This is a genomic window from Rhizorhabdus dicambivorans (genome assembly GCF_002355275.1).
Classification (GTDB): Bacteria; Pseudomonadota; Alphaproteobacteria; order Sphingomonadales; family Sphingomonadaceae; genus Rhizorhabdus; species Rhizorhabdus dicambivorans.
The window spans coordinates 4,839,097-4,865,057 of record NZ_CP023449.1 but is presented as its reverse complement, the minus strand read 5'-3'; the positions used below and the strand labels follow the sequence as shown (position 1 = coordinate 4,865,057).

Sequence of the window (25,961 nt, the reverse complement as noted above, 5' to 3'; positions counted from 1 at the left end):
TGGCGTCTAGATGCGCGCGCCATGCATGGTTGGATCATCATCGACAAGCCGGTCGGGCCCGGCTCTACCCAGATCGTCTCTGCGGTAAAGCGTGCGCTGCGTACCGGCGGCTATGGCAAGTACAAGGTCGGCCATGGCGGCACGCTCGATCCGCTGGCGTCGGGGGTGCTGCCGGTCGCGATCGGCGAGGCGACCAAGCTATCGGGCCGCATGCTCGACGCCGACAAGGCCTATGATTTCACCATCGGCTTCGGGGTCGAGACCGATACGCTCGACGCCGAGGGCAAGGCGGTGACGACCAGCGACGTGCGGCCGACTCGCGCGGCTCTTGAAGCGGTGCTGCCCCGCTTCACCGGCCCGATCGAGCAGGTGCCGCCTGTCTATTCGGCGCTGAAGATCGACGGCGAGCGCGCCTATGACCTGGCCCGTGTCGGTGAGCAGGTGGAGATGAAGACGCGCGCCGTCACCATCCACCGTCTGGACATCGTCGATGTCGGCGCGGCGGGCGAGGGAGACGAGCTGGCGGAGGGGACCCTCTCTTGTTCGGTGTCCAAGGGCACCTACATAAGGAGCCTTGCGCGGGACATCGCCCGCGCGCTCGGCAGCGTCGGCCATGTCACGATGCTCCGCCGTACCAAGGCGGGCCCCTTCACCTTTGCACCAGCGATTCCGCTGGACAAACTGGAGGAACTCGCTAAGGCCCGGCAGCTTGAAAAAGCGATCTTGCCGCTGACGGCGGGGCTGGACGACATCCCGGCTCTATCTGTCACCCCCGATCAGGCAAGGGCGCTCCGCGAGGGGCGCAGATTGATCGGGATCGCCGCACCCACCGGCCTCAACCTTGCGATCGACGGCGATATGCCGGTGGCGCTGGTCGAGGTGGAGGACCAGCAGGTCCGGGTGGTGCGGGGCTTCAATGTGATGTCGAAGGAAGACACATGACCGTTACCGCCGAACGCAAGACCGCGATCATTGCCGACAACGCCCGCACCGACGGCGACACCGGCAGCCCCGAGGTGCAGATCGCGATCCTGACCGAGCGCATCAACAACCTGACCGAGCATTTCAAGACCCATGCGAAGGATAACCATTCGCGCCGCGGTCTGCTGATGCTGGTCAACAAGCGCCGCAGCCTTCTCGACTATCTCAAGCGGAAGGACGCGGACCGCTACACCGCCCTCATCGGCAAGCTCGGCCTGCGCAAGTAAGCCAGCTTTGAACGGCCCCGCCAAAACGGGGCCGTTCGCACTTTCCGGCCAGGTGCAATCCGGCACCCGGCGGGACGGCGGGCACCAGGCCCCGCCACGGCAGGCCGAAGGCGGCCTGCCTCATGAGGCGGCACAGGAAAAGGTCCTGCGTGCCGCCCGCATAGGCCCCGGGCGCATAGGGCGTCCGGAGACAAGGAACTCAGATGTTCGATACCAAGAAAGTTGAAATCCAGTGGGGCGGCCAGACCCTCACGCTGGAAACGGGCCGTGTTGCCCGTCAGGCCGATGGCGCGGTGCTCGCGACCCTCGGCGAGACCGTCGTCCTCTGCGCCGTCACGGCGGCGCGCAGTGTCAAGGAAGGGCAGGACTTCTTCCCGCTGACCGTCCATTATCAGGAGAAGTATTTCTCGTCGGGTCGCATCCCCGGCGGCTTCTTCAAGCGCGAGCGTGGCGCCACCGAGAAGGAGACCCTGGTCTCCCGCCTGATCGACCGCCCGATCCGCCCGCTCTTCCCGGAGGGCTTCTACAACGAGATCAACGTCATCGCCCAGGTGCTGAGCTATGACGGCGAGAACGAGCCCGACATCCTGGCGATGATCGCCGCGTCGGCCGCGCTGACGATTTCGGGCGTTCCCTTCATGGGCCCGATCGGCGCCGCCCGCGTCGGCTACAAGGATGGCGAATACCAGCTGAACCCGACCGACGGCCAGGTCGCCGAAGGCGATCTGGATCTGGTCGTCGCCGCCACCCATGACGCGGTGATGATGGTCGAATCCGAAGCCAAGGAGCTGTCGGAAGACACGATGCTCGGCGCCGTGCTGTTCGCCCACAAGGCGATCAAGGACGTCATCAAGGCGATCATCAAGCTGGCCGAGAAGGCCGCCAAGGATCCGTGGGAGATGGCCCCCCAGGCCGATCTGTCTGCCGCCAAGACCAAGCTGAAGAAGCTGATCGGCAAGGACATCGATGCCGCCTACAAGCTGACCGACAAGTCGGCCCGCTCGGCCGCGCTCAACGAGGCCCGTGCCAAGGCGAAGGCGGCCTTTGCCGACGCCGCGCCGCAGGACCAGATGGCCGCCAACAAGCTCGTCAAGAAGCTCGAGGCCGAGATCGTCCGTACCGCGATCCTCAAGGATGGCCGCCGCATCGACGGCCGCGACACGAAGACGGTCCGTCCGATCGTCGCCGAGGCGCATTTCCTGCCCCGCGCGCACGGCTCGGCGCTGTTCACACGCGGCGAGACGCAGAGCATCTCCACCTGCACCTTGGGCACCAAGGAATCGGAGCAGATGATCGATGGCCTGACCGGCCTGCGCTACGAGCATTTCATGCTGCACTACAACTTCCCGCCCTATTCGGTCGGTGAGGTCGGCCGCTTCGGCGCGCCGGGCCGCCGCGAAGTCGGCCATGGCAAGCTGGCCTGGCGCGCGCTGCACGCGGTGCTGCCGAGCAAGGAGGAGTTCCCCTACACCATCCGTCTGACCTCGGACATCACCGAGTCGAATGGTTCGTCGTCGATGGCGACGGTGTGCGGCGGCAGCCTCGCGATGATGGATGCCGGCGTGCCGATCAAGCGCCCGGTCTCGGGCATCGCGATGGGCCTGATCCTCGAAGGCAAGAACTTCGCGGTGATCAGCGACATCCTCGGCGACGAGGATCATCTCGGCGATATGGACTTCAAGGTGGCGGGCACGTCCGAAGGCATCACCACGATGCAGATGGACATCAAGATCGCCGGCATCACCGAGGAGATCTTCAAGACCGCGCTGCATCAGGCCAAGGAAGGCCGCGCGCACATCCTGGGCGAGATGGCCAAGGCGCTCGATTCGACCCGCACCGAGCTGTCGGCGCACGCGCCGCGCATCGAGACGATGTCGGTTCCCAAGGACAAGATCCGCGACATCATCGGCACCGGCGGCAAGATCATTCGTGAGATCGTCGCCACCACCGGCGCCAAGGTCGACATCGATGATGACGGCACCGTCAAGATTTCGTCGTCCGACATCACGCAGATCGAAGCCGCGAAGAACTGGATCATCGGCATCGTCGCCGAGCCGGAAGTGGGCAAGATCTACGTCGGCAAGGTCGTCAACCTCGTCGATTTCGGCGCCTTCGTGAACTTCATGGGCGGCAAGGACGGTCTCGTCCACGTCTCCGAGATCAAGAACGAGCGTGTCGAGAAGGTGGCCGATGCCCTGAGCGAAGGCCAGGAAGTCAAGGTCAAGGTGCTCGAGATCGACCAGCGCGGCAAGGTCCGCCTGTCGATGCGCGTCGTCGACCAGGAGACCGGCGAGGAACTGCCCGACACCCGTCCGCCGCGCGAGCCGCGTGAGGGTGGCGATCGTGGTCCGCGTGGCGATCGCGGCGATCGCGGCCGTGGCCCGCGTCGCGACGGTGATCGCGATCGCGGCCCGCGCCGTGACGGCGGCGACCGGGGTCCGCGCGGCGATCGCGGCCCGCGCCGTGAGCGTTCGGAAGGCGGCGATGACGGCCCCGCGCCCGATTTCGCACCGGCCTTCCTGAAGCGCGACGACGACTGATCGACGATCGGCTGAAATGGAGAAGGGGAGCGGAAACGCTCCCCTTTTTCTTTGGAGGCGCGTTGAACCGGGACGATGACCCAGGATGATCTCCTCCACTATGGTCTGATCGGTGCCGCCTTCGCGCTGGCGCTGTTCATCCGCATCCGGCGGATCGGCAGGACGCAGCGGCTGCGCATCGGCACGCTGTGGATCATCCCCGCGCTCTTCCTGGTGCTGGGCGCCGCGATCCTGTGGCAGTTCCCACCCGAGGGCTGGGGCTGGCTGTGGATCGCGCTCGGCTTCCTGGCAGGCGGAGCTGTCGGCTGGCAGCGCGGCCGGCTGGTCGAGATCGCCATCGATCCTGCGAGCGGCCGACTGACTCAGCGCAGTTCGCCGGGCGCGCTGATCTTCCTGCTGTTGCTCTTCGGCCTGCGCTGGCTGCTCCACTGGCTGGTCGAGCTGAGCGATGCGCGCTGGCACCTCGGCGCGATGCTGGTCGGCAACATCTTCATCGCCTTCGCGGTGGGCGTGCTCAGCTTCTACCGCATCGAGCTGTGGCTGCGCGCCAGGGCAATTTCGAAAGGGGCGTGATCCGCCGGCCGGTCTGCCGCCCGCCCAAGAGCTTTTCACGATCCGATTGCATCGGCTCGTCGGCTCTACCCTGTTGTTTTACCGCGATTTCCGAGTCGGCAGATGTTTCCATCTGCCTAGAAATCGCTCTGTTGCAGCTGCCCCGGCGACCTGTCAGAAAGGGCGGGGGCAAAATTGGGGAGCGAGCTTGACCGGTCCGGTCGCCATCGTGCTGGAGCGCTTCCCGCTGGCGCGGGAACGGCCGGCGCTCGGCTATGCCGCCACCCTGGGCATCATCGCCGTGGCGTTGACGGTGCGCTTCCTCGCCGATCCGCTGATGCCGGCGGGCTATCCCTATGTGGCCTTCTTCCCGGCGGTGATCCTCTCGACCTTCCTGTTCGGGGTGGGGCCGGGCATCGTCGCCGGCGTCATATGCGGCCTGTCGGCCTGGTATTTCTTCATGCCGCCGCAGTTCAGCGCGAAGATGACCCCTGGCATCGCCTTCGCGCTGATCTTCTATGGCCTGGTGGTCGCGATCGATATCGTACTGATCGCCTGGATGCAGCGCTCGAACCGGCGCCTTGCGCGGGAACGCGAACGCAGCCGCCAGCTTGCCGAGCGCGGTGAGGTGCTGTTCCGAGAACTGCAGCATCGCGTCTCCAACAATCTTCAGGTGGTGGGCGGCCTGCTCGCGCTGCAGATTCGCAGCGTCAGCGACAGCACCGCGCGCGCCGCCCTGGAGGAATCTTCACGCCGGCTGGCACTGATCGGCCGCATCCATCGCCAACTTTACGACCCGCATGGCGAACAGCTCGATCTCGGTGCCTTTTTGAGCCAGCTGGGCGGCGACCTGATCGATTCCTGTGGCAAGCCGGCGATCAGCTGCCGGATCGAAGCGGAACCGGGGATCCATCTCCCCGCGCAGGCCGCGGTGCCGATCGCGCTGATCGTGGCGGAGGCGGTCGCCAACGCGATCGAGCATGGCTTCGCCGCGCAGGATGAGGGCGAAATCCTGGTCGAGGCGACAACCGCCGATGGCACCCTGCGGGTGACGGTGCTCGACGACGGCGTCGGGCTCCCGGCGGGTTTCGATCTCGCCGCATCGGACAGCCTCGGCTTGCGGCTTGCGCAGATGCTGGCGCGTCAGCTCGGGGGTACGTTCAGCCTCGAAGGCGGACAGCGGACCACCGCGAAGCTGACCCTGCCGATAACGGGCTGACGCCCTTCGGCCGTTCAGGGGATATGCGCGCCCGCACGCCAGCCCATCTGCTCGGTATAATGGCGGCGGCACAGCGCGACATAGCGTTCATTGCCGCCCACCTCGATCTGCGCGCCCTCCTTCACCGGAAAGCCCTCGGCGTTGATCCGCAGGTTCATCGTCGCCTTGCGGCCGCAGGCGCAGACCGCCTTTAGCTCGATCAGATTGTCGGCGATGGCGAGCAGCGCCGCGCTTCCCGGAAACAGCTTCACCTGGAAATCGCTGCGCAGCCCATAGGCGAGCACCGGAATGTCCAGCTCGTCGCACACCGCTGCAAGCTGAAACACCTGGGTGCGGGTCAGCCACTGGGCTTCGTCGACGAGCACGCAGTCGATCCGGCCCTCGGCCAGTTCGATTGCGATCTCCTCATAGAGGTCCGTCTCTTCGTCGATCGCGGTGGCATGGCTGGCGAGGCCGATGCGTGAGGTGATCTTGCCCGGCTCGAAGCGGTCGTCGAAAGCAGCGGTGAACAGCAGGGTGCGCATGCCGCGCTCGCGATAGTTGAAATCGGCCTGCAGCAGGGTCGTCGATTTGCCGGCATTCATCGCCGCATAATAGAAATAGAGCTTCGCCATCGCGTCTACCCTAGCGAATAGCGCGTGGCCGAAAAAGCTTCGGAAACCGCCGAGCTCTTGCTGTCGCGATAGCCCAGCGCGCGCATATGCGTGCGGACCGCATTGTCGCCGAATGCGGCCTTGGTCCCCTTGCCGTGGATCACCCAGATATGGCTGCCTTGCGGCAGAAGGGCATGCTCGGCCAGGGCTGCATCCAGCTCGGCCGCATTGCCGACGATCGCGACGCTGAGTTTTGCCGCCTCAGCCGGCCCGCTATGGCCGTCCAGCGCTTCGGCCAGCGCCGCGTCCGTCACCGCACCGGTGACATGAGCCAGGCTCGCATGGCCGATGCCGAGCTTGCCGGCAAGGCTGGGTGCCGGGGTGAGAATCTTCTTCGCCCATTTTGCCGCGGCGGCCTCGCCGAGCATCAGCGCCACCGCGCTATCCCCGGCGTTGAAGTGCAATCCCTCGCCCTCCACCCGCACGTCGCGTATCGACGCGATCGGGAAGCTGCGGCGGAACGGAGCCCGCAGGATCATCTCGCGGCTTTCGAGCAGGGCCTTCGCCTCGGCGGTTTCGTCATCGACACGACAGATGCAGAGCGCTTCCAGGCCCATCGCAGGTCCCCCAACCGACGGGACCGACAGTAATCCTATTTATCGCCCGGCAAAGAAGCTTTTTGTGGTCTTCGCCACGGCCCTGGGCGATAGGCGCCGGCCATGCAGAAACCGCCACCCGATACGCCGCGCGTCCATTTCCGCTGGTCGCGCTACCAGGCGATGCTGATTGCCGTCCCGGTAGACCGGGCGATGCGCGATCGCATGATTTCGGGGTGGGGCGCGCTGATCGGAATCATCGCGACGGGGCTGCTGGTGCGCGGGCTGATCGGCACCGGCGCGCACATGCCGCTGCTGATCGCGCCGATCGGCGCCGCGGCGGTGCTGCTGTTCGCGGTGCCGGCCAGCCCGATGGCTCAACCCTGGGCAGTGATCGGCGGCAATCTTGTCTCGGCACTCGTCGGCGTCGCGGTGGGGCGGCTCGGGGCGGACCCGATGCTGTCGGCCGGCCTCGCCGTGGGCGGCGCCATCGCCGCGATGGCGCTGCTGCGCTGCCTGCACCCGCCCGGCGGCGCGGTGGCGCTCACCGCCGTGGTCGGCGGCCCGGCGATCCATGACCTGGGCTTCGGCTTCGTGATCGCGCCGGTCGGCCTGGGGACGGTGCTGCTGCTGGCGATGGCCTGGGGGTTCCACCGTTTCTCGGGCCACAGCTATCCGCATCGTGCGGCGCATGTCGCGGTACCGCCCGAGCCGCTGCCCGGGGATTTCTCGCGCCACGATCTCAGGCGCGCGATCGAGGATTATCCCGACCTGCTCGACGTCGGCTTCGAGGATCTGGAGGAGGTGCTGCTCGCCGCCGAGCATCACGCCGCCGTACGGCGCGGGCAGACGGCACGAAAATAGCGTCGCCCCGGCGGAGGCCGGAGCGGGGATGTCAGTCGCCCGTGTCGAGGTCGCGCGCGATTGCGGGATTGCGCAGCAGCCTGTCGATGTGGCTGCCCTCGTCGAAGCTCTCGTCGGCGAGGAATTTCAGCTTCGCCGCATATTTGGTGTTTACCCGCCGCGCGACCTCGCTCTGCAGATAGGCGGTGTTGGTTCGCAGTGCCTTGATCACCGCTTCCTCGTCGGTACCGAGCAGCGGTTTCACGAAGACGGTCGCATGTTTGAGGTCGGGCGACATGCGCACCTCGGTGATCGAAACCATGTGCTTCGCGAGCGTCTCGTCATGCACCTCGCCGCGCATCAATATCTCGGACAGAGCATGGCGCACCTGCTCGCCGACGCGGAGCAGGCGGACCGACTTGCCTTCGGGGGTCTCGTTACGGCGCATGACGACCTTTTCAATACACCGTCATGCCAGCGGAGGCTGGCATCCATGTCTGTCTCCACCAAGGATGATCATCGGGTAGGAGAGAGACATGGACCCCAGCCTTCGCTGGGGTGACGGTCATGTTCTGCGCGAACTTACAACGTCCGTTCGCGCTCCTCGACCTCGAACGTCTCGACGATGTCGCCGGGCTTGATGTCGGTCGTGGCTTCGAGCGTGATGCCGCACTCCAGGCCGGCGCGGACTTCGGGGACGTCGTCCTTGAAGCGGCGCAGCGAGGCGATCGAGCCGTTGTAGATGATGACGTCGTCGCGCAGGATGCGGGCGCGCAGCTTCTGGCGGATATAGCCCTCCAGAACCAGCAGACCGGCCGCCTTGCCATGCTTGCCCGCCGAGAAGACTTCGCGGATTTCGGCGCGGCCGACGACATGCTCCAGATATTCCGGCCCGAGCTGGCCGGCCATCGCGGCGCGAATCTCGTCGAGCAGGTCGTAGATCACGTCATAATATTTGAGCGCGACCCCATCCCGCGTAGCGATCTCGCGCGCCTTGGCATTGGCGCGGACGTTGAAGCCGATGATCGGCGCGCGCGAGGCGGCCGCCAGGCTGACGTCGCTCTCGGTGATGCCACCCACGCCCGAATGCAGGATGCGGACCTGGATGAGATCGGTCGATATCTTGTTGAGCGACCCGACGATCGCCTCGACCGAGCCCTGCGCATCGGCCTTGACCACGACCGGATATTGCTGGGCCTGCTTCTCGCGCAGCGCCGAGAACATCGATTCCAAGCTGGCGGGGGCCGCCGTGGTGCGCTTGGTATGGATCACGCTGGCGCGATAGGCTGCGACCTCGCGGGCGCGTGCCTCGTTCTCGACGACGGAAAGCTGGTCGCCGGCCGAGGGGACGCCAGACAGACCGAGCACCTCGACGGGTTGCGACGGGCCGGCTTCCTTCACGTTGCGGCCCTTGTCGTCGATCAGCGCGCGGACCTTGCCGCTCTCGGCGCCGACGACGAAGATGTCGCCGACGCGAAGCGTGCCGCGCCCGACCAGGACCGTTGCGACGGGGCCGCGGCCCTTGTCGAGGGTGGCCTCGACCACGGTGCCCTCGGCATCGCGATCGGGATTGGCCTTGAGCTCGAGCAGTTCGGCCTGCAGCTCGATCTTCTCGATCAGTTCGTCGAGGCCGGTTTTCTTGAGCGCCGAGACTTCGACTTCCTGGACGTCGCCGCCCATGCTCTCCACCTGCACGTCGTGCTGGAGCAGCGCCTCGCGCACCTTCTGGGCGTTCGAGCCGGGCTTATCCATCTTGTTGATCGCGATGATCATCGGGACATTGGCCGCGCGGGTGTGGCTGATCGCCTCGATCGTCTGCGGACGCAGGCCATCGTCGCCCGCCACCACGATCACCACGATGTCGGTGATGTTGGCGCCGCGCGCGCGCATGTCGCTGAATGCCTCATGGCCCGGCGTGTCGAGGAAGGTGATCTTCGACCCGCTCTGCACCTGCACCTGGTAGGCGCCGATATGCTGGGTGATGCCGCCGGCCTCGCCGCTGGCGATGTCGGTGCCGCGCAGCGCGTCGAGCAGGCTGGTCTTGCCGTGATCGACATGGCCCATGATGGTGACCACCGGCGGACGGGACAGCAGCGTGTCGTCGGCGTCGACGTCATGCGTGGTGACCAGGTCGACATCGCTGTCGGAGACGCGCTTGATGTTGTGGCCGAACTCGGTGACCAGCAGTTCGGCGGTGTCCTGGTCGATCGACTGGTTGACGGTGACGGGCATGCCCATCTTGAACAGCGCCTTCACCAGATCGGCGCCGCGCTCGGCCATGCGGTTGGCCAGCTCACCGACGGTGATCGTCTCGGGCACCGCGACGTCGCGGACCTGCTTCTGCTGGACTGTGCCGGCCTGATGGGCGCGCTTGTCCTTCTCGCGGGCGCGCTTGAGCGCGGCCAGTGAGCGAGCCCGCGCACCGCTATCGTCATCGAGCGCGCGGGTGACGGTCAGCTTGCCCGACTGGCGGCGGTCGTCGCCCTTGCGGTCGCGCTGCTGCGGACGCGGCGGCTCGGGCCGCTTCGGGCTGGGCACCGGGGTGAAGCGGCGCGGCGGCGGCATGGTCGTGCCGCCACGCTGCTCGGTGGTGCCTCCGGATGCGGCCTCGGCGGGCTGAGCGGGCGCCGGATCGGCGGCGCGGGCCTCGGGTTCCGCAGGAGCAAGGACGGCGGACTCGGCGGCGGAGCGCTCCGCCTCTTCCTCGGATCGGCGATTCTCTTCGGCGCGCCGCTTCTCTTCCTCGGTGGCCTCGGCCTTGGCTCGCTCCTCGCGGCGACGCGTCTCTTCGAGCGCTGCCATGCGCGCTTCCTCGGCCTCGCGCAGCAGGCGCTCCTGCTGCTCGCGGCGTTCGAGCGGGGTAAGCTGGCGCTGCGCGACCGGCGCGGGTGCGGGGCGCGGAGCAGCGGCGGGCGGCGGCGCGGCGGGACGCGGTGCAGCAGGGGCGGCGGCCACGGGTGCCGCCTCCTCGACCTGCTGGGGCTCGGCCTCGCCCGGCCGACCGAGGACGCGGCGGCGCTTGACCTCGACGACCACGGTGTTCGACCGGCCATGGCTGAAGCTCTGCTTCACCTGGCCTGTCTCCACCGTGCGCTTCAGCCCCAGCGGTGCGCGCATTCCCAGTTTCGGCTTGTCACTATCGCTCATCTGGTAACCGAACCCTTCACTTCTCAATTTGTGCGCCGATGGACCCTGCGGAGCTGTTCCGCAAGGCTGAAGCGCTTTCCGAACGTCCTATGAAACCGCACCAGCGGCCCAAAGCGTCAGCGACGCGCACGGCGGAAGCCGGCACGGTCACCCCAATATGTACCACATTGTCGCGCCCCAGCGCCATCGACAATATGGTGCGATCCGCCGGGATTACCACACCGCGCAGATCCGAGCCCTCGGCGTCCTGGCCGACGCGGAGCGACTGGTCGAGCTTGCGGTTGCCGTCCTCCGAGGCATCGGCGGCGTGCAGCAGCAGGTGGAGCCGGCCGCGACGGGCGGCTTCGCTGATCTTGTCCGAGCCGGTGAGCACCGCGCCCGAGCGCATCTCCAGACCCAGCCGGTCGAGCGCCGCGCGGCGCAGGCCGTCCTCGATCAGCGCGGGCAGGTCGGCGGGGATGGTGATGTCGCCGGTCTTGAACGCGCGCGACAGGGCGCCCTTCAGCTTGCCTTTGGCCAGCGCCGTCTCCAGCGCGGCCCGATCGACGCCGATCCACGCGCCGCGCCCGGGCGCCTTGGCGCGCAGATCGGGCAGGATCGTGCCGTCGGGGGCGAGGGCGAGCCGGATCAGGCTCGCGCGCGTATCATGCTCGCCCGTGAGGATGCACTTGCGCTCCGGGACATGCCTGCCCGGCCGCCCCTGGTCGGGGGCGGTGCCGGGCGCCGGTGCTACCGCGCCGTGATTCTCATTGTTCGCCATTCGCGGAAGCGACCTCCCGCGAGACGAAAGAGAAGAAGGAAAGGGCGCAGATCAAGGATCAGGCCTCGTCTTCGAACCAGTGGGCGCGGGCGGCCATGATGATCTCGTTGCCCTGCTCCTCGCTCAGGCCATATTCGGCCAGCACGCCGCCCTTGTTCTCCTCGCGGTCGCCGCGGTCGCGGTCCGGACGGTCGCTGTTCTGGCGGCGGCGCTGCTCGGGGCGCTTCTTCTGGATCAGCTCGTCGGTGGCCAGGTCGGCGAGATCGTCGAGCGTCTTGATGCCCGCCTTGCCGAGCGTGACCAGCATCGCCTCGGTCAGATAGGGCAGCTCGGCCAGCGCGTCCTCGACGCCCAGGCCACGGCGTTCCTCGCGGGCGGCGGCTTCGCGACGCTCCAGCGCTTCCTGGGCGCGGCTCTGCAGCTCGGCACCCAGCTCCTCGTCGAAGCCCTCGATTGAGGCCAGCTCGTCGAGTTCGACATAGGCGACCTCTTCCAGCGCGCCGAAGCCCTCGGCGACCAGCAGCTGGGCCAGCGTCTCGTCGACGTCGAGCTCGTTCTGGAACATCTCGCTGTTCTGGAGGAACTCCTTCTGGCGCTTCTCGCTGGCGTCGGCCTCGGTCAGAATGTCGATCGCCTTGCCGGTCAGCTGGCTGGCAAGGCGGACATTCTGGCCGCGGCGGCCGATGGCGAGGCTCAGCTGATCGTCGGGGACGACCACCTCGATGCGCTCCTCCTCCTCGTCGATCACCACGCGCGAGACCTGGGCGGGCTGCAGCGCGTTGACGACGAAGGTCGCGGTGTCGGGCGACCAGGGGATAATGTCGATCTTCTCGCCCTGCATCTCCTGGACGACCGCCTGAACGCGGCTGCCCTTCATGCCCACGCAGGCGCCGACCGGATCGATCGAGCCGTCATGGCTGATCACGCCGATCTTGGCGCGGCTGCCCGGATCGCGTGCGGCGGCCTTGATCTCGATGATGCCGTCGTAGATTTCGGGCACTTCCTGCGCGAACAGCTTCTTCATGAAGTCGGGGTGCGCGCGGCTGAGGAAGATCTGCGGCCCGCGATTCTCGCGGCGGACGCTCAGGATCAGGCTGCGGACCCGATCGCCGACGCGGACCACCTCGCGCGGGATCTGCTGGTCGCGGCGGATGACGCCTTCGGCGCGGCCCAGGTCGACGACGACATGGCCGAACTCGACGCGCTTGACCACGCCGGTGATGATCTCGCCCGCGCGATCCTTGAACTCGTCATATTGCCGCTCGCGTTCGGCATCGCGGACCTTCTGGAAGATTACCTGCTTGGCGGCCTGCGCGGCGATGCGGCCGAACTCGATCGGGGGCAGCGGGTCGACGATGAAGTCGCCGATCGCGGCGCCCTTCTGCAGCTTCTGCGCGTCGGGAACCGAGACCTGCTTGAAATAGTCGTCGACCTGCTCGACCACCTCGACGACGCGCCACAGCCGCATGTCGCCGGTCTTGCCGTCGATCTTGGCGCGGATGTCGTTCTCGGCGCCGTAGCGCGCGCGGGCGGCGCGCTGGATCGCATCCTCCATCGCTTCGATCACGATCTCGCGATCGATAAGCTTCTCGCGCGCGACGGCATCGGCGATCGCGAGCAGCTCGGCGCGGTTGGCGGAAATGGCGGTGGCCATGCGAGTCTATCCTTCCACTTGAATCTTGTCCGCGCCCTCGGTCGAGAGGGGGCGGTGGCCTTGATGAGAGCGTCGGTCAGGATCAGCTTCGCGCTGGCGATCTGCGCCAATGGCACCGCCACCTCACCGAGCTTGTTTACACCGAGCGTCACCGAGTCGCCATCGCTGGCGATGATGCGCCCGTCGAACTGCTTGCGCCCATCGAGCGGGCTGGCGAGCTTCACCCGCGCGTCGAAGCCGGCCCAGTCGGTCCAGTCGGCGATGCGGGTCAGCGGCCGGTCGATCCCGGGCGAACTCACCTCGAGGCGGTAGGCCTCCTCGATCGGGTCAAGTTCGTCGAACCTGTCGGAAATCCGCCGTGACAGCGCCTCGCAGTCGCTGATGTCGAGCTGACGGGTGTCGGGCCGCTCGGCCATCACCTGCAGGGTCGGATCGCTCTTGCCGCCGAAGAAGGCGACGCGCACGAGCGCGAGGCCGAGGGCTTCCGCCTCCGGCTCGATCAACTTCGTAATCGCGGCGATGTCCGCCATTCGTCTCCAGTCCAGGGCAGCAGTTTAAGCCCCGGAGGCTTCCGCCCCCGAGCCCGGCAAAGTTTCCAATGTCGAGAAGTGAGGGCGATATAGGGGAAGAGGGCGGGCAGGGCAATATCCGATCCGTCATGATCGTGACATTCGACATTGGTCTCAAGATCGTTTCGGCAGCACATGTCGTTAGGGGTTCGATAACCACGGCTTCGTAGCTGTCGCGCAATGCATGGCAGGATCCTCATCGTCCCCGCCCAGATCGCCACCGCGTTGATCGCAATGGCCGGCTTTGCCTTCGCGCCTCCCGCGCAGGGACGAATGCTGCTGGTGCCGATCGCCGGAGCGGGTGCGTCCGCGCTCGTGGTCGATGGCGGCGCGCGCCTGATCGGTGCCGGGCCGCTGCCCGGCTCGCTCGTCGTCATGGGCGAGCGCGACCGTTTTGTCGGGCCGGCGTTGCTGAAGGGGATTCTGGTGCTGTCGGCGCCGCCATCCTGGTGCGGCGGCCCTGGGAGCGAGACATGAGAATAGGCGAATTGGATCATCTGCGGCAGCGCGGCATCCTCAGGATCGTCCAGGGCGGTTGGCTGTTCACTGCCCTGCTCGCGGTGGCGATGTTCGGCGGCCTCGTAGCGGTCAGCCTGCCGGCGCTGGTTGCCGCGATCGGAATCAACCTGTTGCCGACCTTGCTCGCCGTCCGCCGCCGTCACGATGTTCAGGCGCGCATGGCGGTCGGCACGCTTGCCGCCCTCTTGCCGGCGATCCTCGTCTATGCCCTGCGTGGCCATCAGTGGCAGATGGACATGCACATGTATTTCTTCGTCGCGCTCGCGAGCCTGACGATGCTGTGCGACTGGCGGCCGATCCTGCTCGCATCGGGCCTGATCGCGGTCCACCACCTGTTGCTCGACTTCGTCGCACCCACCTGGGTTTTCACCGGCGGAGCGGATATTCCGCGCGTGCTTGTCCATGCCGTCGCGGTGGTGCTGCAATGCGCGGTGCTGTCCTATGTGACGATGCAGATGCGCAATCTGCTGCTCGATCAGGGCCGCGCGCGGCATGAGAGCGAACGCTATGCGGGCGAAGCGCGCGAAGCGATGGTCGAGGCGCGCGATGCCCAGGCCGAAGCGGAGCGCGCGCTTTCCGCCGCCGCCTCTTCGGATGCCGCCGCCGCCGCCGAACGCCGCCTGCGCGAGGCCACTGAACGCTCGGCGACCCTGGCCCGCACCCGCGATCTTCTGGCGCTAGCCGAACAGTTCGAGGGATCGGTCCACGTCGTGGTCAGCTCGGTCGGCGCCGCGGCCACGCAACTCGAAGCCGCCGCCGCCTCGCTCAGCGATCTCGCCAATGACAGCGGCCGCCAGAGCGCGGCCGTCGCCGAACGCGCCACCAGCGCGTCGCAGGCCGCCCGGGCGGTGGCCGGCAGCGTCGCCGATCTGTCGCACTCGATCGCCGGGATCGCCCAGAGCATCGAGAAGCAGGCGGAGCTGGGTGCCCGCGCCCGTGCCAATTCGGTGACGGGCGATCAGGCGGTCCGCGCCCTGTCGGCAAGCGCGACCGACATTGGCGAGTTTACCGGCCGGATCCAGTCGATCGCCTCGCACACCAATTTGCTGGCGCTCAACGCCACGATCGAGGCGGCCCGCGCCGGGGTGGCAGGGCAGGGCTTCGCGGTGGTCGCGACCGAGGTGAAGAGCCTCGCCGGCCAGGCCGCCCGCGCGACCGAGGAGATCAGCACGCTGATCGACGGCGTCCATGCCGGCGCCCGCATCGCGGAGGACTCGCTTGGAGACGTCTCGCAGGTCGTTGAGGAACTGGCCGATGCCACGGTGAGGATCCGCGCCATGCTGGCCGAGCAGCGCCGCACCGCCGAGGCGCTGGAGCGCAACGCCGACAATACCGCCGAGGGCGCCGACGAGATGGCCGAGCGGATCGGCAAGGTGGCGGCGGTGGCGAACGAAGCCGGCAAGCTGTCCAGCCAGGTGCGCGGCGCCGCAGGAGAACTGCTCGACCAGGCGGTGAGTCTGAAGCAGGCGACGAGTGAGTTCGTTAAGCAGCTGAAAGCGGCTTAGCCCTCAATTGCCCGGCGCTTGAGGTCGTAAACAAAAACCAGCTGCTGGAGCCTCTGGCTCAAGCAGCTAATTTCATTTCCATCCGGCTCCAGATCTCCACCAAGGCCTGGGTCAGTTCGCGCATCATCGCCTCGCTATGGGCGGGGCCGGGGGTGAAGCGCAGCCGCTCTGTGCCGCGCGGCACGGTCGGATAGTTGATCGGCTGGACGTAGACGCCATATTCGGCGAGCAGGATGTCCGAGACCTTCTTGGCCTTGACCGGATCACCCACCATCAGCGGCACGATATGAGTCACGGTGTCCATCACCGGCAGGCCGGCATCGGCGAACAGCTTCTTGAGCATCGCGGCGGCGGCCTGCTGGCCCTCGCGCTCGATCGACGACTCCTTGAGATGCTTCACGCTGGCCAGCGCGCCCGCGACCAGCACCGGGGCCAGCGAGGTGGTGAAGATGAAGCCGGGCGCATAGCTGCGGATCACGTCGATGATCACCTGATCGGCGGCGATATAGCCGCCCATGACGCCGATCGCCTTGGCGAGCGTGCCTTCGATGATCGTCAGCCGCTTGGCGGCGTCCTCACGGTCGGAGATGCCGCCGCCGCGCGGGCCGTACATGCCGACGGCGTGGACCTCGTCGAGATAGGTCAGCGCATTATATTTATCGGCCAGGTCGCAGATCGCGTGGATCGGGGCGACGTCGCCATCCATCGAATAGACGCTCTCGAAGGCGATCAGCTTGGGCGCCTCCGGATCGGCGGCGGCCAGCAGTTCCTCGAGATGCTCGAGGTCGTTGTGGCGCCACACCTGCTTCTCGCAGCCCGAATTGCGGATGCCCGCGATCATCGAGGCGTGGTTGAGCTCGTCCGAGAAGATGATGCAGCCGGGCAGCACCTTGGCGATGGTCGACAGCGTCGCCTCGTTCGAGACATAGCCCGAGGTGAAGAGCAGCGCGCCCTCCTTGCCGTGCAGGTCGGCCAGTTCGGCCTCCAGGTCGACATGGTAATGGGTGTTGCCGCCGATGTTGCGGGTGCCGCCCGATCCGGCGCCGACGTCGTGGAGCGCTTCCTCCATCGCCGCGATCACCTTGGGGTGCTGGCCCATCGCCAGATAGTCGTTCGAGCACCAGACGGTGACGGGCTTCGGCCCGTTATGGCCCGCGAAGCAGCGTGCGTTGGGGAACATGCCCTTGTTGCGCAGGATGTCGATGAAGACCCGGTAACGACCTTCGGCATGCAGGCGATCGATCGCCTGGGTGAAAACACGCTGATAATCCAAGAGCCTTGCTCCCAACTGCCCCGCTTTGCCAAGGGGCTGAATCGGGCTGCTTTTACGGCCTTGGCGGTTCGAATTCCAGTGCGAACGATTCGCTTTATTCGATCGTCGGATTCGAAGGGAAGGTTACAGCGTCGACAGGGTGCCCAGGCCCCGCGCCGCCAGCTCCGTCCGCAGCGCATCGCCGGCCTCGGCGGGGGCCGTGAAGACGAACTCCCCCTTCGATTCGGCCGGCCAGTCCTGGCCTTCGGTCAGATGGGCGACGCGGCGGGCGATGCCGGGGCCGCCATCGACGAAGCGCAGCGGGCGCGGCGCGGCGCGGGCAAGTTCCTCCTCCACCAGCGGGAAATGGGTGCAGGCCAGCACCACCGTATCGATCCGCTCGCCGCCCGGCTGGCCGAGCAGCCCGGCGAGCACCTCGGCATAGTCGGCAGGGTCTGTCGCCTCTCCGCGCAGCTTCGCCTCGGCCAGTTCGACCAGCCGGGCCGAGCCGTGGCGGATCACCAGACAGTCGGATGCGAAGCGTGCCGAAAGATCGTCGACATAGGGCTGGCGGACGGTCGCGTCGGTGCCCAGCACGCCGATCGCGCGGCTTTTCGACAGGGCGGCGGCGGGCTTGATCGCGGGGACGGTGCCGACCACCGGCAGATCCAGCGCGGCGCGCACCGCGGTCAGTGCGATCGTCGAGGCGGTGTTGCAGGCGATCACGACCAGCCGTGGCCGATGCCGTTCGACCAGGCGACCCAGCAGGGCCGGCACCCGTGCCGCTATCTCGGCCTCGCTGCGGATGCCATAGGGAAAGCCGCCATTGTCCGCGACATAGACGAAGGATGCCTGGGGCAGCAGCGCCCGCGTCGGCGCGAGCACGGACAGGCCGCCCACCCCGGAATCGAACATCAGGATCGGGCGATCATCGGCCATCGCGCCTCAATTAGGGCCGCATATCGGGAACCGCAACCGTCGCATGGCGCGCCGCCATGGCGTCATGTCGCCCCCGTAACTTTCTGTGCATTTGTGCGTGTTGCGTGCGGGGCCGCATCGATTATGCTGCGCGCTCTTGGGGATGCGTGACGGATTACCGATGATTTCGCTGGCTACCATCGCGATTCTGCTCGGCGCCTATCTGCTCGGCTCGATCCCATTCGGCATCGTCCTGACCCGCCTGGGCGGAGCGGGCGATCTGCGCCAGATCGGATCGGGCAATATCGGCGCCACCAACGTGCTGCGCACCGGCCGCAAGGGGCTGGCGGCCGCGACCTTGCTGCTCGATGGCGGTAAGGGCGCGGCGGCGGTGCTGATCGCTCAGGCGATCCAGCCGGACCTCGCCTTGTGGGCAGGCTTCGCCGCCTTTGTCGGCCATCTCTATCCGCTGTGGCTGAAGTTCAACGGCGGCAAGGGTGTGGCAACCATGCTCGGCGTCTCGCTTGCCGCCTGGTGGCCGGCGGGGCTGGCCTTCGCGCTGGTCTGGCTGGCGATGCTCGCGATCAGCCGGCGTTCGTCGGTCGGCGGGCTTTCGGGGGCGGTAGCGGCGCCGATCGCGGCGGCGCTGGGCGGCCAGTCCGATGCGGTGCTGGTGATGCTGGTGATGACCCTGCTGCTGGTCTGGAAGCATCGCGGCAACATCGCCCGGCTGCTCGACGGCACCGAGCCGAAGGTCGGCCAGGGCTGACCCTGGCGGCCGGCCTGGATCCAGCGGAACGCCTCGCCCGGCTGCGGTTGATCCGCACGCCGCGCATCGGCCCCGTCGCTTATTCGCATCTGATGCGGCGCTTCGGTAGCGGGGCGGCGGCGCTGGCCGCCCTGCCCGATCTGGCCCGTCGCGGCGGCGGCGCAGCGCCCGCCATTCCCTCGGCGGAGAGCGCCGGATCGGAAATGGCCCGTGTCGAGCGCTTGGGTGGCGCCCATCTTTTCCGTGGCGAACCCGGCTATCCGGCGTTGCTCGACCAGATCGACACCGCTCCGCCGGTATTGACCCTGATGGGCGATCGCACGCTGCTCGATCGCCCGGCCATCGCGATCGTGGGCGCGCGCAATGCCAGCGGCGCGGCGGTGCGCTTCGCACGGATGCTGGCGCATGGGCTTTCCGAACGCGGCTGGCTGGTGGTCTCGGGCCTGGCGCGCGGGATCGACACCGCCGCCCATGTCGGTTCGATCGCATCCGGCACCATGGCGGTAATCGCCGGCGGGCTCGACAATATCTATCCGCCGGAGAATGAGGCGCTGCAGCGCGACATCGCCACGCGCGGCCTGCTGATCGCCGAATCGCCGCCGGGCACCGAACCCCGCGCCCGCCATTTCCCCTATCGCAACCGGATCATCGCCGGCCTCGCGGCGGGGACGGTGGTGGTGGAGGCGGCGCCGAAATCGGGATCGCTGATCACCGCGCGGCTCGCCGCCGAGTTCGGCCGCGAGGTGATGGCGGTGCCGGGATCCCCGCTCGATCCGCGCGCGCAGGGCTGCAACCTGCTGATCCGCGAAGGCGCGATCCTGATCCAGTCGGCCGACGACATCATCGAGGCACTGAGCCCGATCGGCGGCGGCGTGGCATCGCCGCGCGGCGACGGCCCCCCGCAGGCCCCGCCGGCCGGCGAAGCGGACGATTCGGCGCGGGGCGCGATCCTCGACCTGCTCGGCCCGGTGCCGCTGCCGATCGACGAACTGATCCGCCAGAGCGGCATCGCCGCCCCGACGGTGCAGATGGTGCTGCTGGAGTTCGAACTGGCCGGCCGGATCGAGCGCCATGCCGGTGGCCGTGTGAGTCTCCGCACTTGACGACTCTTCCGCGAGCTATCCACCCTCGTACGTGTACGCATGCGTAAGAGGATAGCCCGAACCCCATGAAGCTCGTCGTCGTCGAATCGCCCGCCAAGGCCAAGACCATCGAAAAATATCTGGGGCCGGGCCACCGCGTGCTCGCTTCCTACGGCCATGTCCGCGATCTGCCGGCCAAGGACGGATCGGTGGATCCCGACAACGGCTTCGCGATGGAATGGGAGGCCTATGCCGACAAGACCAAGCAGCTCAAGGCGATCGCCGATGAGGCGAAGTCCGCCGACACGCTGATCCTGGCGACCGACCCCGATCGCGAGGGCGAGGCGATCAGCTGGCATGTCCAGGAGGTGCTGGCCAAGCGCAAGGCGCTGCCCAAGGATGTCCAGCGCGTCACCTTCAACGCGATCACCAAGCCTGCGATCCTCGAGGCGATGGCGAACCCGCGTGAGCTGGATCGCGATCTGATCGACGCCTATCGGGCCCGACGCGCGCTCGATTATCTGGTCGGCTTCACCCTGTCGCCGGTGCTGTGGCGCAAGCTGCCGGGCGCCAAGTCCGCAGGCCGTGTCCAGTCGGTGGCGCTGCGCCTGGTGGTCGATCGCGAGCGCGAGATCGAGCTGTTCAAGCCCCAGGAATATTGGTCGGTCACCGCCGACATGGAGCATGACGGCATCCCCTTCGTCGCGCGCCTGGCGCGCTGGAAGGGGCAGAAGATCGATCGGCTGACGATCGGCAATGGCGGCGATGCGGCCCAGGCCAAGGCCGACGTCGAGGCCGGCCGCTTCGCGGTCGCGAGCATCGAGACCCGCCCGCTCACCCGCAACCCCTCCCCGCCCTTCACCACCTCGACCCTGCAGCAGGAGGCCGCCCGCAAGCTCGGTTTCTCGGCGAGCCACACGATGCGCATCGCGCAGGGGCTCTATGAGGACGGCGCGATCACCTATATGCGGACCGACGGCGTCCAGATGGACGGCAGCGCCATCTCGGCGGCGCGCGGCGCGATCGCCAATCGCTACGACGCTTCCTACGTGCCGGACAAGCCGCGCCAGTATCAGGCGAAGGCCAAGAATGCCCAGGAAGCGCATGAGGCGATCCGCCCCACCGATTTTTCGAAGGATCGCGCCGGCAGCGGCGACCATGGCCGGCTCTACGATCTGATCTTCAAGCGCGCGCTGGCCAGCCAGATGGCTTCGGCGCGGCTGGAACGGACCACGGTCGATCTGGTCGACGGCACCGGCCAGCACGGCCTGCGCGCGACCGGCCAGGTCGTCCTCTTCCCCGGCTATCTCGCGCTCTACGAGGAAGGCCGCGATGACGAAGGTGATGAGGAATCGCGCCGCCTGCCGCGCATCAAGGAGGGCGATGCTCCGGCCAAGAAGAAGGTCGATTCGGAGCAGCATTTCACCCAGCCGCCGCCGCGTTATTCGGAGGCGAGCCTGGTGAAGAAGATGGAGGAACTGGGGATCGGCCGGCCGTCGACCTATGCCTCGATCCTCCAGACGCTCAAGGACCGCGACTATGTGACGGTCGAGAAGAACCGCTTCACCCCGAACGAGAGCGGGCGGCTGGTCACCAGCTTCCTCGAGCGCTTCTTCGAGCGCTATGTGAGCTACGACTACACCGCCGGGCTGGAGGAGAGCCTGGACGACGTCTCGGGCGGCCGCGCCGGCTGGCAGGCGGTGCTGGAGGCCTTCTGGAAGGACTTCAAGCCCAAGACCGCCGAGGTGATGGAGCAGAAGCCCTCGGACATCACCAAGGCGCTCGACGAATTCCTTGCGCCCTATCTTTTCCCCGACAAGGGCGACGGCACCGATCCGCGCCTCTGCCCGGTCTGCACCCAGGGCCAGTTGTCGCTACGCGGCGGGCGCTTCGGCGCCTTCATCGCCTGCTCCAACTATCCCGAGTGCAAATATACCCGCCGCTTCGCCCAGGCGGGCGGCGCGAGCGATGCCGGCGCCGATGCGGGGCCGGTGGTGATCGGCACCGATCCCGATACGGGGATGGAGGTCAGCAAGCGCGCGGGGCGGTTCGGCCCCTATATCCAGCTCGGCGACGGCAAGGATGCCAAGCGATCGTCGATCCCGAAGGACGTGCCGGGCGAGGACCTCGATCTCGGCTGGGCGCTGAAGCTGCTGTCGCTGCCGCGCACCATCGGTGCTCACCCGGAAACCGGCAACCCGATCACCGCCTCGATCGGCCGCTTCGGCCCTTATCTGGCGCATGACGGCAAATATGCGCGGCTCGGCTCGACCGCCGAGGTTTTCGAGACGGGCATGAACGCGGCGGTGGCGAAACTCGCCGACGCGGCGAATGGCGGCGGCCGCCAGCGCGGCAAGACCGAACCGCTCAAGACCTTCGGCGACAGCCCGGTGACCGGCAAGGAGGTCAAGCTGATGGCGGGCCGTTTCGGGCCCTATGTCACCGACGGCGAGACCAACGCGACCCTGCCGAAGTCGGCCAGCCCCGATGAGCTGACCGCCGAGCAGGCGCTGGAACTGCTCGCGGCGCGGGCCGCGAAGGGGCCGCCGGCCAAGGGCAAGAAGAAGGCCGCGCCGAAGAAGGCGCCGGCTGCCAAGAAGGCCCCTGCGAAGAAAGCTGCGGCCAAAGAATAACCGTCATTCCTGCGAAGGCAGGAATCCATGTCTGCTTTCTTCTCCGAAGCCATCTCGGGGGAGAGAGACATGGACCCCTGCCTTCGCAGGGGTGACGGTCCGTTATTTTGTCAGAGCCCCATTGCGTCATAGGCCTTGGCCAGCGTCGGCGCCGCCAGCGCGCGGGCCTTCTCGGCGCCCTTCGCCAGGATCGCGTCCAGCTCGGCCGGGTTCGCCTTCAGCTCCTTCAGCCGTTCCGCGATCGGCCCCAGCTTGCCCGCCAGCAGTTCGCCCAGCGCCGGCTTGAAGGCGCCGAAGCCCTGCCCACCGAACTGTGCCAGCACCTCGGCCGGCGTCGCATCGGTCATCGCCGCATAGATGCCGACCAGGTTGCGCGCCTCGGGCCGGCCCTCCAGCCCCTCGACCGTATCGGGCAGCGGCTCGGGATCGGTCTTGGCCTTGCGGACCTTCGACATGATCGTCTCGGCGTCGTCGGTCAGGTTGATGCGGCTCATGTCCGACGGGTCGGACTTGGACATCTTGGCGGATCCGTCGCGCAGCGACATCACCCGCGCGGCGGGGCCGCCGATCACCGGCTCGGGCAGGGTGAACAGCTCGACGCCGAAATCGGTGTTGAACTTGGCCGCGATGTCGCGCGCCAGCTCCAGATGCTGCTTCTGGTCCTCGCCCACGGGAACATGGGTGGTCTGGTAGAGCAGCACATCGGCCGCCTGCAGCACCGGATAGCCATAGAGTCCGATCGACGCGCCCTCGCGGTTCTTGCCTGACTTCTCCTTGAACTGGGTCATCCGGTTCAGCCAGCCGATCCGCGCGGTGCCGTTCAGCAGCCAGCACAGCTCGGCATGGGCGGGCACGTCGCGCTGGCGGAACAGCACCGCCTTGTCGGGATCGATCCCGCAGGCGACCAGCGCCGCCGCCATCTCGCGGATATTGTTGCGCAGCGCAGTGGGATCATTGTGCACGGTGATGGCGTGCAGATCGGCCAGGAAGAACAGGCATTCGCCCTCGTCCTGCATCTGCACCCAGCGCCGGATCGCGCCGAGATAGTTGCCGAGGTGCAGGTTGCCGGTGGGCTGGATGCCCGAGACTGTGCGCTTGTGGGTCATGATGGCGCGGCTATTGGGGCGCGTGCGCGGGGAGTCAAGGCTTCCCCATATCGTCGCCCCGGCGCAGGCCGGGGCCGGCACGGGCTCCAGCGCACCGCGTCCCTCTTACGGCCCCAGCCTCCGCCGGGGCGACGAATTGGAAAGTCAGCGCTTCCTGCGCAACTGCCCCTTCAAGGTCGCCAGCGAATAGGCGCCCAAGCCGAACACCAGCGCGAAATACACAGTCATGCCGGCGAGGATCAGCGCCAGCAACGCCAGGGTCCGCTCGATCAGGCTGCGGCCGGTCCAGGGATCGATCCAGGGGTTCAGGAAGACGAGCATGGCCGCCATGGCGATCGTCGCGGCGATCAGGCGCAGGCCGGTCCGCTTCAGCCGTGCGTCGATGGCGAAATGGTCGCGGCGGCGCAGCGTCCAGTAGAGCAGGATCGCGTTGACCCAGGCCGAGACCGCCGTCGACAGGGCAAGGCCGACATGGGCGAGCGGCCAGATCAGCACCAGGTTGAGCGCGAGGTTGACCAGCATAGCCACCAGCGCGATCCGCACCGGAGTCCTGGTGTCGGCGCGCGCGTAGAAGCCGGGGGTCAGCACCTTGATCAGCACATAGGCGGGCAGGCCCAGCGAGAAGGCGGCAAGCGCGCGGGCGCTGGCGATCGTGTCGGCGGCGGTGAACACGCCATGCTGGAGGAGGCCCCGGATCAGCGGCGTCGCCGACACCATCAGCCCGGCGGTGGCGGGCAGGGTGAGCAGCAGCACCAGTTCGATCGCGCGGTTCTGGGTGTCGAGCGCGGCCTTGTGGTCGCCGCCGCCCAGCTGGCGCGACAGGCTGGGCAACATCGCGGTGCCGACCCCGATGCCGATCAGTCCCAGCGGCAGCTGGTTCAGCCGATCGGCGTAATAGAGGTAGGAGACCGATCCCTCGGGCAGGAAGCGCGCGGCGAGGGTGGTGGAGATCAGCAGGTTGAACTGTACCGCGCCCGCGCCGATGGCGGCCGGGCCGATCAGCGCCAGCAGCCGCTTCACCTCGGGGCTCAGGCGGGGCAGGCGGATGCGCAGGCGGACGCCCACCTGCCAGCAGGCCAGCACCAGCCAGGCGAGCTGCAGCACGCCCGACACCGTCACGGCGATCGCCTGGGTGCGCGCGGTTTCCACGTCGCTGTGCCCACGGAAGAACAGCAGCGCGACGATCAGGCAGAGGTTGAGCAGGATCGGCGCCGCCGCATTGACCCAGAAGCGGTTGAGCGAGTTGAGGATGCCGCCGAGCAGCGACACCAGCGAGATCAGCATCAGATAGGGGAAGGTGATCCGCGTATATTGGGTGGCGAGCTCGAATTTCTCCGGCCCGCCGTCCGGGAAGCCGCCCGTCATCGCCCAGACGATCGGCGCGGCCGCCAGCATCATGATCACCGTGAACAGGATCAGGAAGGGCAGCAATACCGAGAGGACATCCTCGGCGAAGCGCAGCGCGATCTTCAGGCCGTTGCCTGGGTCCGCCGCCTCGCCCTCGGCCACGGTGCGGTTGAACATCGGCACGAAGGCGGCCGAAAAGGCGCCCTCGGCGAACAGCGCGCGGAACAGGTTGGGCAGGCGCCAGGCGATCAGGAAGGCGTCGGAAGCGAAGCCCGCGCCGACGAAGCGCGCCATCAGCATGTCGCGCAGGAAGCCGAGCACGCGGCTGACCAGGGTCAGCCCGCCGATCGTGGCGCTGGCGCGGAAGAGGTTCATCTTCTTCTAGATCCTCCCTGCCGAAGGCGGGGAGGGGGACCATGCGCAGCATGGTGGAGGGGTTTGCCACCTCGCCCTGCGCGCCAAGGTCATATGTTCCGCACTACCCCTCCACCACGCCCACGGCGCGGTCCCCCTCCCCATCGCTGCGCGATAGGGAGGTCAAGCCTCTCCGGCCGGCTGCGACTCGGCGAGCTGGGCCTGCTGTTCGGCCTGCTGCATGTAGAGCGCGCCGAAATCGATCGGCTCCAGCACCAGCGAAGGGAAATTGCCATCGCGAATCGCATCGGCTGCGACGCGGCGCGCGAAGGGGAAGAGCAGGCGGGGCGCCTCGGCCAGCAGGAAGGGCGGGAGATGCTCCTCGGGCACGTTGCGGATGCCGAACAGGCCGGCATAGACCAGCTCGACCGCATAGGCGGTCTGGTCGCCCTGGGTCGCGGTGATCTCCACCTTGAGCGCGACCTCGTAGACGTCGTCGCCCGCCTGCTGCGATCCGATGTTGAACTGGACGTCGATCTTGGGCTGCTCGGGCGCCTGGTAAATGGCGGGCGCATTGGGATTCTCGAAGGACAGGTCCTTCACATATTGGGCGATCAGCGCGACCTGCGGCAGATGATCCTCGCCGTTGGTCATCGTCTCGGCGGCGCCCGTCTCTTCGCTCATTGCAATTCTTTCCATCTCGGTTGCGGCCCGGCCGCCGGCCCCCCGGCTGCACGCGGCAATGGGCCACGCGCCTAGCAGGCGGGGCCCGGAGGAGCAATGGCGGCATGGCGA

At 67.5% G+C, this 25,961-nt stretch carries 22 protein-coding genes and 1 pseudogene; 11 read left to right on the top strand and 12 right to left on the bottom strand.

The features are described from left to right. Positions 1-21 precede the first annotated feature (21 nt). The 5 genes from truB to CMV14_RS22945 all read left to right on the top strand — a co-directional run bounded on the left by truB (position 22) and on the right by CMV14_RS22945 (position 5,519). Positions 22-942 carry a tRNA pseudouridine(55) synthase TruB gene (gene truB, locus CMV14_RS22965; RefSeq protein WP_066963687.1) on the top strand — a complete coding sequence of 307 codons (921 nt, stop codon included), beginning with the start codon at positions 22-24 and terminating at the stop codon, positions 940-942. Then, complete coding sequence (gene rpsO, locus CMV14_RS22960) at positions 939-1,208, top strand: 30S ribosomal protein S15 (protein ID WP_066963690.1); 270 nt, start codon at positions 939-941, stop codon at positions 1,206-1,208. Before truB ends, rpsO begins: the two co-directional genes overlap by 4 nt. 203 nt (positions 1,209-1,411) lie before the next feature. Continuing rightward, entirely contained in the window at positions 1,412-3,748 is a 2,337-nt protein-coding gene (pnp, locus tag CMV14_RS22955) for a polyribonucleotide nucleotidyltransferase (RefSeq protein WP_066963693.1), read from the top strand. 75 nt (positions 3,749-3,823) lie between these two features. Further along, entirely contained in the window at positions 3,824-4,321 is a 498-nt protein-coding gene (locus CMV14_RS22950) for a CcdC protein domain-containing protein (RefSeq protein ID WP_066963696.1), read from the top strand. 187 nt (positions 4,322-4,508) lie between these two features. Next, positions 4,509-5,519, top strand: coding sequence for a sensor histidine kinase (locus tag CMV14_RS22945; protein ID WP_066963699.1), 1,011 nt, complete (start codon positions 4,509-4,511; stop codon positions 5,517-5,519). Positions 5,520-5,533: 14 nt separating this feature from the next. Here CMV14_RS22945 and CMV14_RS22940 read toward each other — a convergent pair whose 3' ends face one another. Together CMV14_RS22940 and CMV14_RS22935 are read right to left on the bottom strand one after the other, a co-directional pair. Continuing rightward, positions 5,534-6,133 carry a thymidine kinase gene (locus tag CMV14_RS22940; RefSeq protein WP_066963702.1) on the bottom strand — a complete coding sequence of 200 codons (600 nt, stop codon included), beginning with the start codon at positions 6,131-6,133 and terminating at the stop codon, positions 5,534-5,536. A gap of 5 nt (positions 6,134-6,138) precedes the next feature. Next, entirely contained in the window at positions 6,139-6,729 is a 591-nt protein-coding gene (locus tag CMV14_RS22935) for a hypothetical protein (RefSeq protein ID WP_066963705.1), read from the bottom strand. Between the two features lie 102 nt (positions 6,730-6,831). On the opposite strand from CMV14_RS22935, the gene CMV14_RS22930 reads away from it, so the two are divergent. Beyond that, positions 6,832-7,572, top strand: a complete 741-nt coding sequence (locus CMV14_RS22930; protein ID WP_066963708.1) for an HPP family protein — start codon at positions 6,832-6,834, stop codon at positions 7,570-7,572. 31 nt (positions 7,573-7,603) lie between these two features. Here CMV14_RS22930 and rbfA read toward each other — a convergent pair whose 3' ends face one another. From rbfA to rimP, 5 genes and pseudogenes are all read right to left on the bottom strand, one after another. Continuing rightward, positions 7,604-7,999 carry a 30S ribosome-binding factor RbfA gene (gene rbfA / locus CMV14_RS22925; protein ID WP_066963710.1) on the bottom strand — a complete coding sequence of 132 codons (396 nt, stop codon included), beginning with the start codon at positions 7,997-7,999 and terminating at the stop codon, positions 7,604-7,606. A 134-nt stretch (positions 8,000-8,133) separates the two neighbouring features. Then, a complete protein-coding gene (gene infB / locus CMV14_RS22920; RefSeq protein WP_066963713.1) occupies positions 8,134-10,698 on the bottom strand; it encodes a translation initiation factor IF-2 in 2,565 nt (854 codons plus the stop codon). 16 nt (positions 10,699-10,714) lie between these two features. Continuing rightward, positions 10,715-11,458 (bottom strand): DUF448 domain-containing protein, encoded by a 744-nt coding sequence (locus tag CMV14_RS22915; protein WP_066963716.1) that lies wholly within the window; start codon positions 11,456-11,458, stop codon positions 10,715-10,717. A 58-nt stretch (positions 11,459-11,516) separates the two neighbouring features. Continuing rightward, positions 11,517-13,112 (bottom strand): transcription termination factor NusA, encoded by a 1,596-nt coding sequence (gene nusA / locus CMV14_RS22910; RefSeq protein ID WP_066963720.1) that lies wholly within the window; start codon positions 13,110-13,112, stop codon positions 11,517-11,519. 6 nt (positions 13,113-13,118) lie between these two features. After that, positions 13,119-13,642: pseudogene (gene rimP / locus CMV14_RS22905) on the bottom strand (ribosome maturation protein RimP). Positions 13,643-13,861: 219 nt separating this feature from the next. Between rimP and CMV14_RS22900 the strand changes: the two are divergent. Both CMV14_RS22900 and CMV14_RS22895 read left to right on the top strand, forming a co-directional pair. Beyond that, positions 13,862-14,158: a hypothetical protein gene (locus tag CMV14_RS22900; RefSeq protein ID WP_066963726.1), complete on the top strand. Its 297-nt coding sequence runs from the start codon at positions 13,862-13,864 to the stop codon at positions 14,156-14,158. Further along, positions 14,155-15,705: a methyl-accepting chemotaxis protein gene (locus CMV14_RS22895; protein ID WP_066963729.1), complete on the top strand. Its 1,551-nt coding sequence runs from the start codon at positions 14,155-14,157 to the stop codon at positions 15,703-15,705. Before CMV14_RS22900 ends, CMV14_RS22895 begins: the two co-directional genes overlap by 4 nt. Before the next feature lie 58 nt (positions 15,706-15,763). Here the strand turns inward: CMV14_RS22895 and hemA are convergent, their stop codons facing one another. Both hemA and murI read right to left on the bottom strand, forming a co-directional pair. Next, positions 15,764-16,978 (bottom strand): 5-aminolevulinate synthase, encoded by a 1,215-nt coding sequence (gene hemA / locus CMV14_RS22890; RefSeq protein WP_066963732.1) that lies wholly within the window; start codon positions 16,976-16,978, stop codon positions 15,764-15,766. A 123-nt stretch (positions 16,979-17,101) separates the two neighbouring features. Next, positions 17,102-17,896: a glutamate racemase gene (murI, locus tag CMV14_RS22885; protein ID WP_066963735.1), complete on the bottom strand. Its 795-nt coding sequence runs from the start codon at positions 17,894-17,896 to the stop codon at positions 17,102-17,104. 160 nt (positions 17,897-18,056) lie between these two features. On the opposite strand from murI, the gene plsY reads away from it, so the two are divergent. From plsY to topA, 3 genes are all read left to right on the top strand, one after another. Continuing rightward, positions 18,057-18,644: a glycerol-3-phosphate 1-O-acyltransferase PlsY gene (plsY, locus tag CMV14_RS22880; RefSeq protein WP_083215861.1), complete on the top strand. Its 588-nt coding sequence runs from the start codon at positions 18,057-18,059 to the stop codon at positions 18,642-18,644. Positions 18,645-18,646: 2 nt separating this feature from the next. Continuing rightward, positions 18,647-19,747 (top strand): DNA-processing protein DprA, encoded by a 1,101-nt coding sequence (gene dprA / locus CMV14_RS22875; protein ID WP_066963882.1) that lies wholly within the window; start codon positions 18,647-18,649, stop codon positions 19,745-19,747. A gap of 65 nt (positions 19,748-19,812) precedes the next feature. Further along, the gene (gene topA / locus CMV14_RS22870) at positions 19,813-22,359 is read left to right on the top strand and encodes a type I DNA topoisomerase (RefSeq protein ID WP_066963737.1); all 2,547 of its coding nucleotides are present in this window, start codon (positions 19,813-19,815) and stop codon (positions 22,357-22,359) included. A gap of 110 nt (positions 22,360-22,469) precedes the next feature. Here topA and trpS read toward each other — a convergent pair whose 3' ends face one another. The 3 genes from trpS to secB form a co-directional block, all read right to left on the bottom strand. After that, positions 22,470-23,465, bottom strand: coding sequence for a tryptophan--tRNA ligase (trpS, locus tag CMV14_RS22865; protein ID WP_066963740.1), 996 nt, complete (start codon positions 23,463-23,465; stop codon positions 22,470-22,472). 144 nt (positions 23,466-23,609) lie between these two features. Next, positions 23,610-25,187, bottom strand: coding sequence for a murein biosynthesis integral membrane protein MurJ (gene murJ / locus CMV14_RS22860; protein WP_066963743.1), 1,578 nt, complete (start codon positions 25,185-25,187; stop codon positions 23,610-23,612). Positions 25,188-25,349: 162 nt separating this feature from the next. Then, positions 25,350-25,850: a protein-export chaperone SecB gene (secB, locus tag CMV14_RS22855; protein ID WP_066963746.1), complete on the bottom strand. Its 501-nt coding sequence runs from the start codon at positions 25,848-25,850 to the stop codon at positions 25,350-25,352. Positions 25,851-25,961: the final 111 nt, after the last annotated feature.

What these genes read in the sequence shown, in the direction of transcription:
- rbfA (WP_066963710.1), bottom strand. Translation starts at nt 7,999, where the DNA reads ATGCGCCGTAACGAGACCCCCGAAGGCAAGTCGGTCCGCCTGCTCCGC.
- murJ (WP_066963743.1), bottom strand. Translation starts at nt 25,187, where the DNA reads ATGAACCTCTTCCGCGCCAGCGCCACGATCGGCGGGCTGACCCTGGTC.
- CMV14_RS22895 (WP_066963729.1), top strand. Translation starts at nt 14,155, where the DNA reads ATGAGAATAGGCGAATTGGATCATCTGCGGCAGCGCGGCATCCTCAGG.
- CMV14_RS22935 (WP_066963705.1), bottom strand. Translation starts at nt 6,729, where the DNA reads ATGGGCCTGGAAGCGCTCTGCATCTGTCGTGTCGATGACGAAACCGCC.
- CMV14_RS22940 (WP_066963702.1), bottom strand. Translation starts at nt 6,133, where the DNA reads ATGGCGAAGCTCTATTTCTATTATGCGGCGATGAATGCCGGCAAATCG.
- infB (WP_066963713.1), bottom strand. Translation starts at nt 10,698, where the DNA reads ATGAGCGATAGTGACAAGCCGAAACTGGGAATGCGCGCACCGCTGGGG.
- pnp (WP_066963693.1), top strand. Translation starts at nt 1,412, where the DNA reads ATGTTCGATACCAAGAAAGTTGAAATCCAGTGGGGCGGCCAGACCCTC.
- CMV14_RS22950 (WP_066963696.1), top strand. Translation starts at nt 3,824, where the DNA reads ATGACCCAGGATGATCTCCTCCACTATGGTCTGATCGGTGCCGCCTTC.
- murI (WP_066963735.1), bottom strand. Translation starts at nt 17,896, where the DNA reads ATGGCCGATGATCGCCCGATCCTGATGTTCGATTCCGGGGTGGGCGGC.
- plsY (WP_083215861.1), top strand. Translation starts at nt 18,057, where the DNA reads ATGATTTCGCTGGCTACCATCGCGATTCTGCTCGGCGCCTATCTGCTC.
- CMV14_RS22915 (WP_066963716.1), bottom strand. Translation starts at nt 11,458, where the DNA reads ATGGCGAACAATGAGAATCACGGCGCGGTAGCACCGGCGCCCGGCACC.
- CMV14_RS22930 (WP_066963708.1), top strand. Translation starts at nt 6,832, where the DNA reads ATGCAGAAACCGCCACCCGATACGCCGCGCGTCCATTTCCGCTGGTCG.
- topA (WP_066963737.1), top strand. Translation starts at nt 19,813, where the DNA reads ATGAAGCTCGTCGTCGTCGAATCGCCCGCCAAGGCCAAGACCATCGAA.
- nusA (WP_066963720.1), bottom strand. Translation starts at nt 13,112, where the DNA reads ATGGCCACCGCCATTTCCGCCAACCGCGCCGAGCTGCTCGCGATCGCC.
- trpS (WP_066963740.1), bottom strand. Translation starts at nt 23,465, where the DNA reads ATGACCCACAAGCGCACAGTCTCGGGCATCCAGCCCACCGGCAACCTG.
- secB (WP_066963746.1), bottom strand. Translation starts at nt 25,850, where the DNA reads ATGAGCGAAGAGACGGGCGCCGCCGAGACGATGACCAACGGCGAGGAT.
- CMV14_RS22900 (WP_066963726.1), top strand. Translation starts at nt 13,862, where the DNA reads ATGCATGGCAGGATCCTCATCGTCCCCGCCCAGATCGCCACCGCGTTG.
- truB (WP_066963687.1), top strand. Translation starts at nt 22, where the DNA reads ATGCATGGTTGGATCATCATCGACAAGCCGGTCGGGCCCGGCTCTACC.
- rpsO (WP_066963690.1), top strand. Translation starts at nt 939, where the DNA reads ATGACCGTTACCGCCGAACGCAAGACCGCGATCATTGCCGACAACGCC.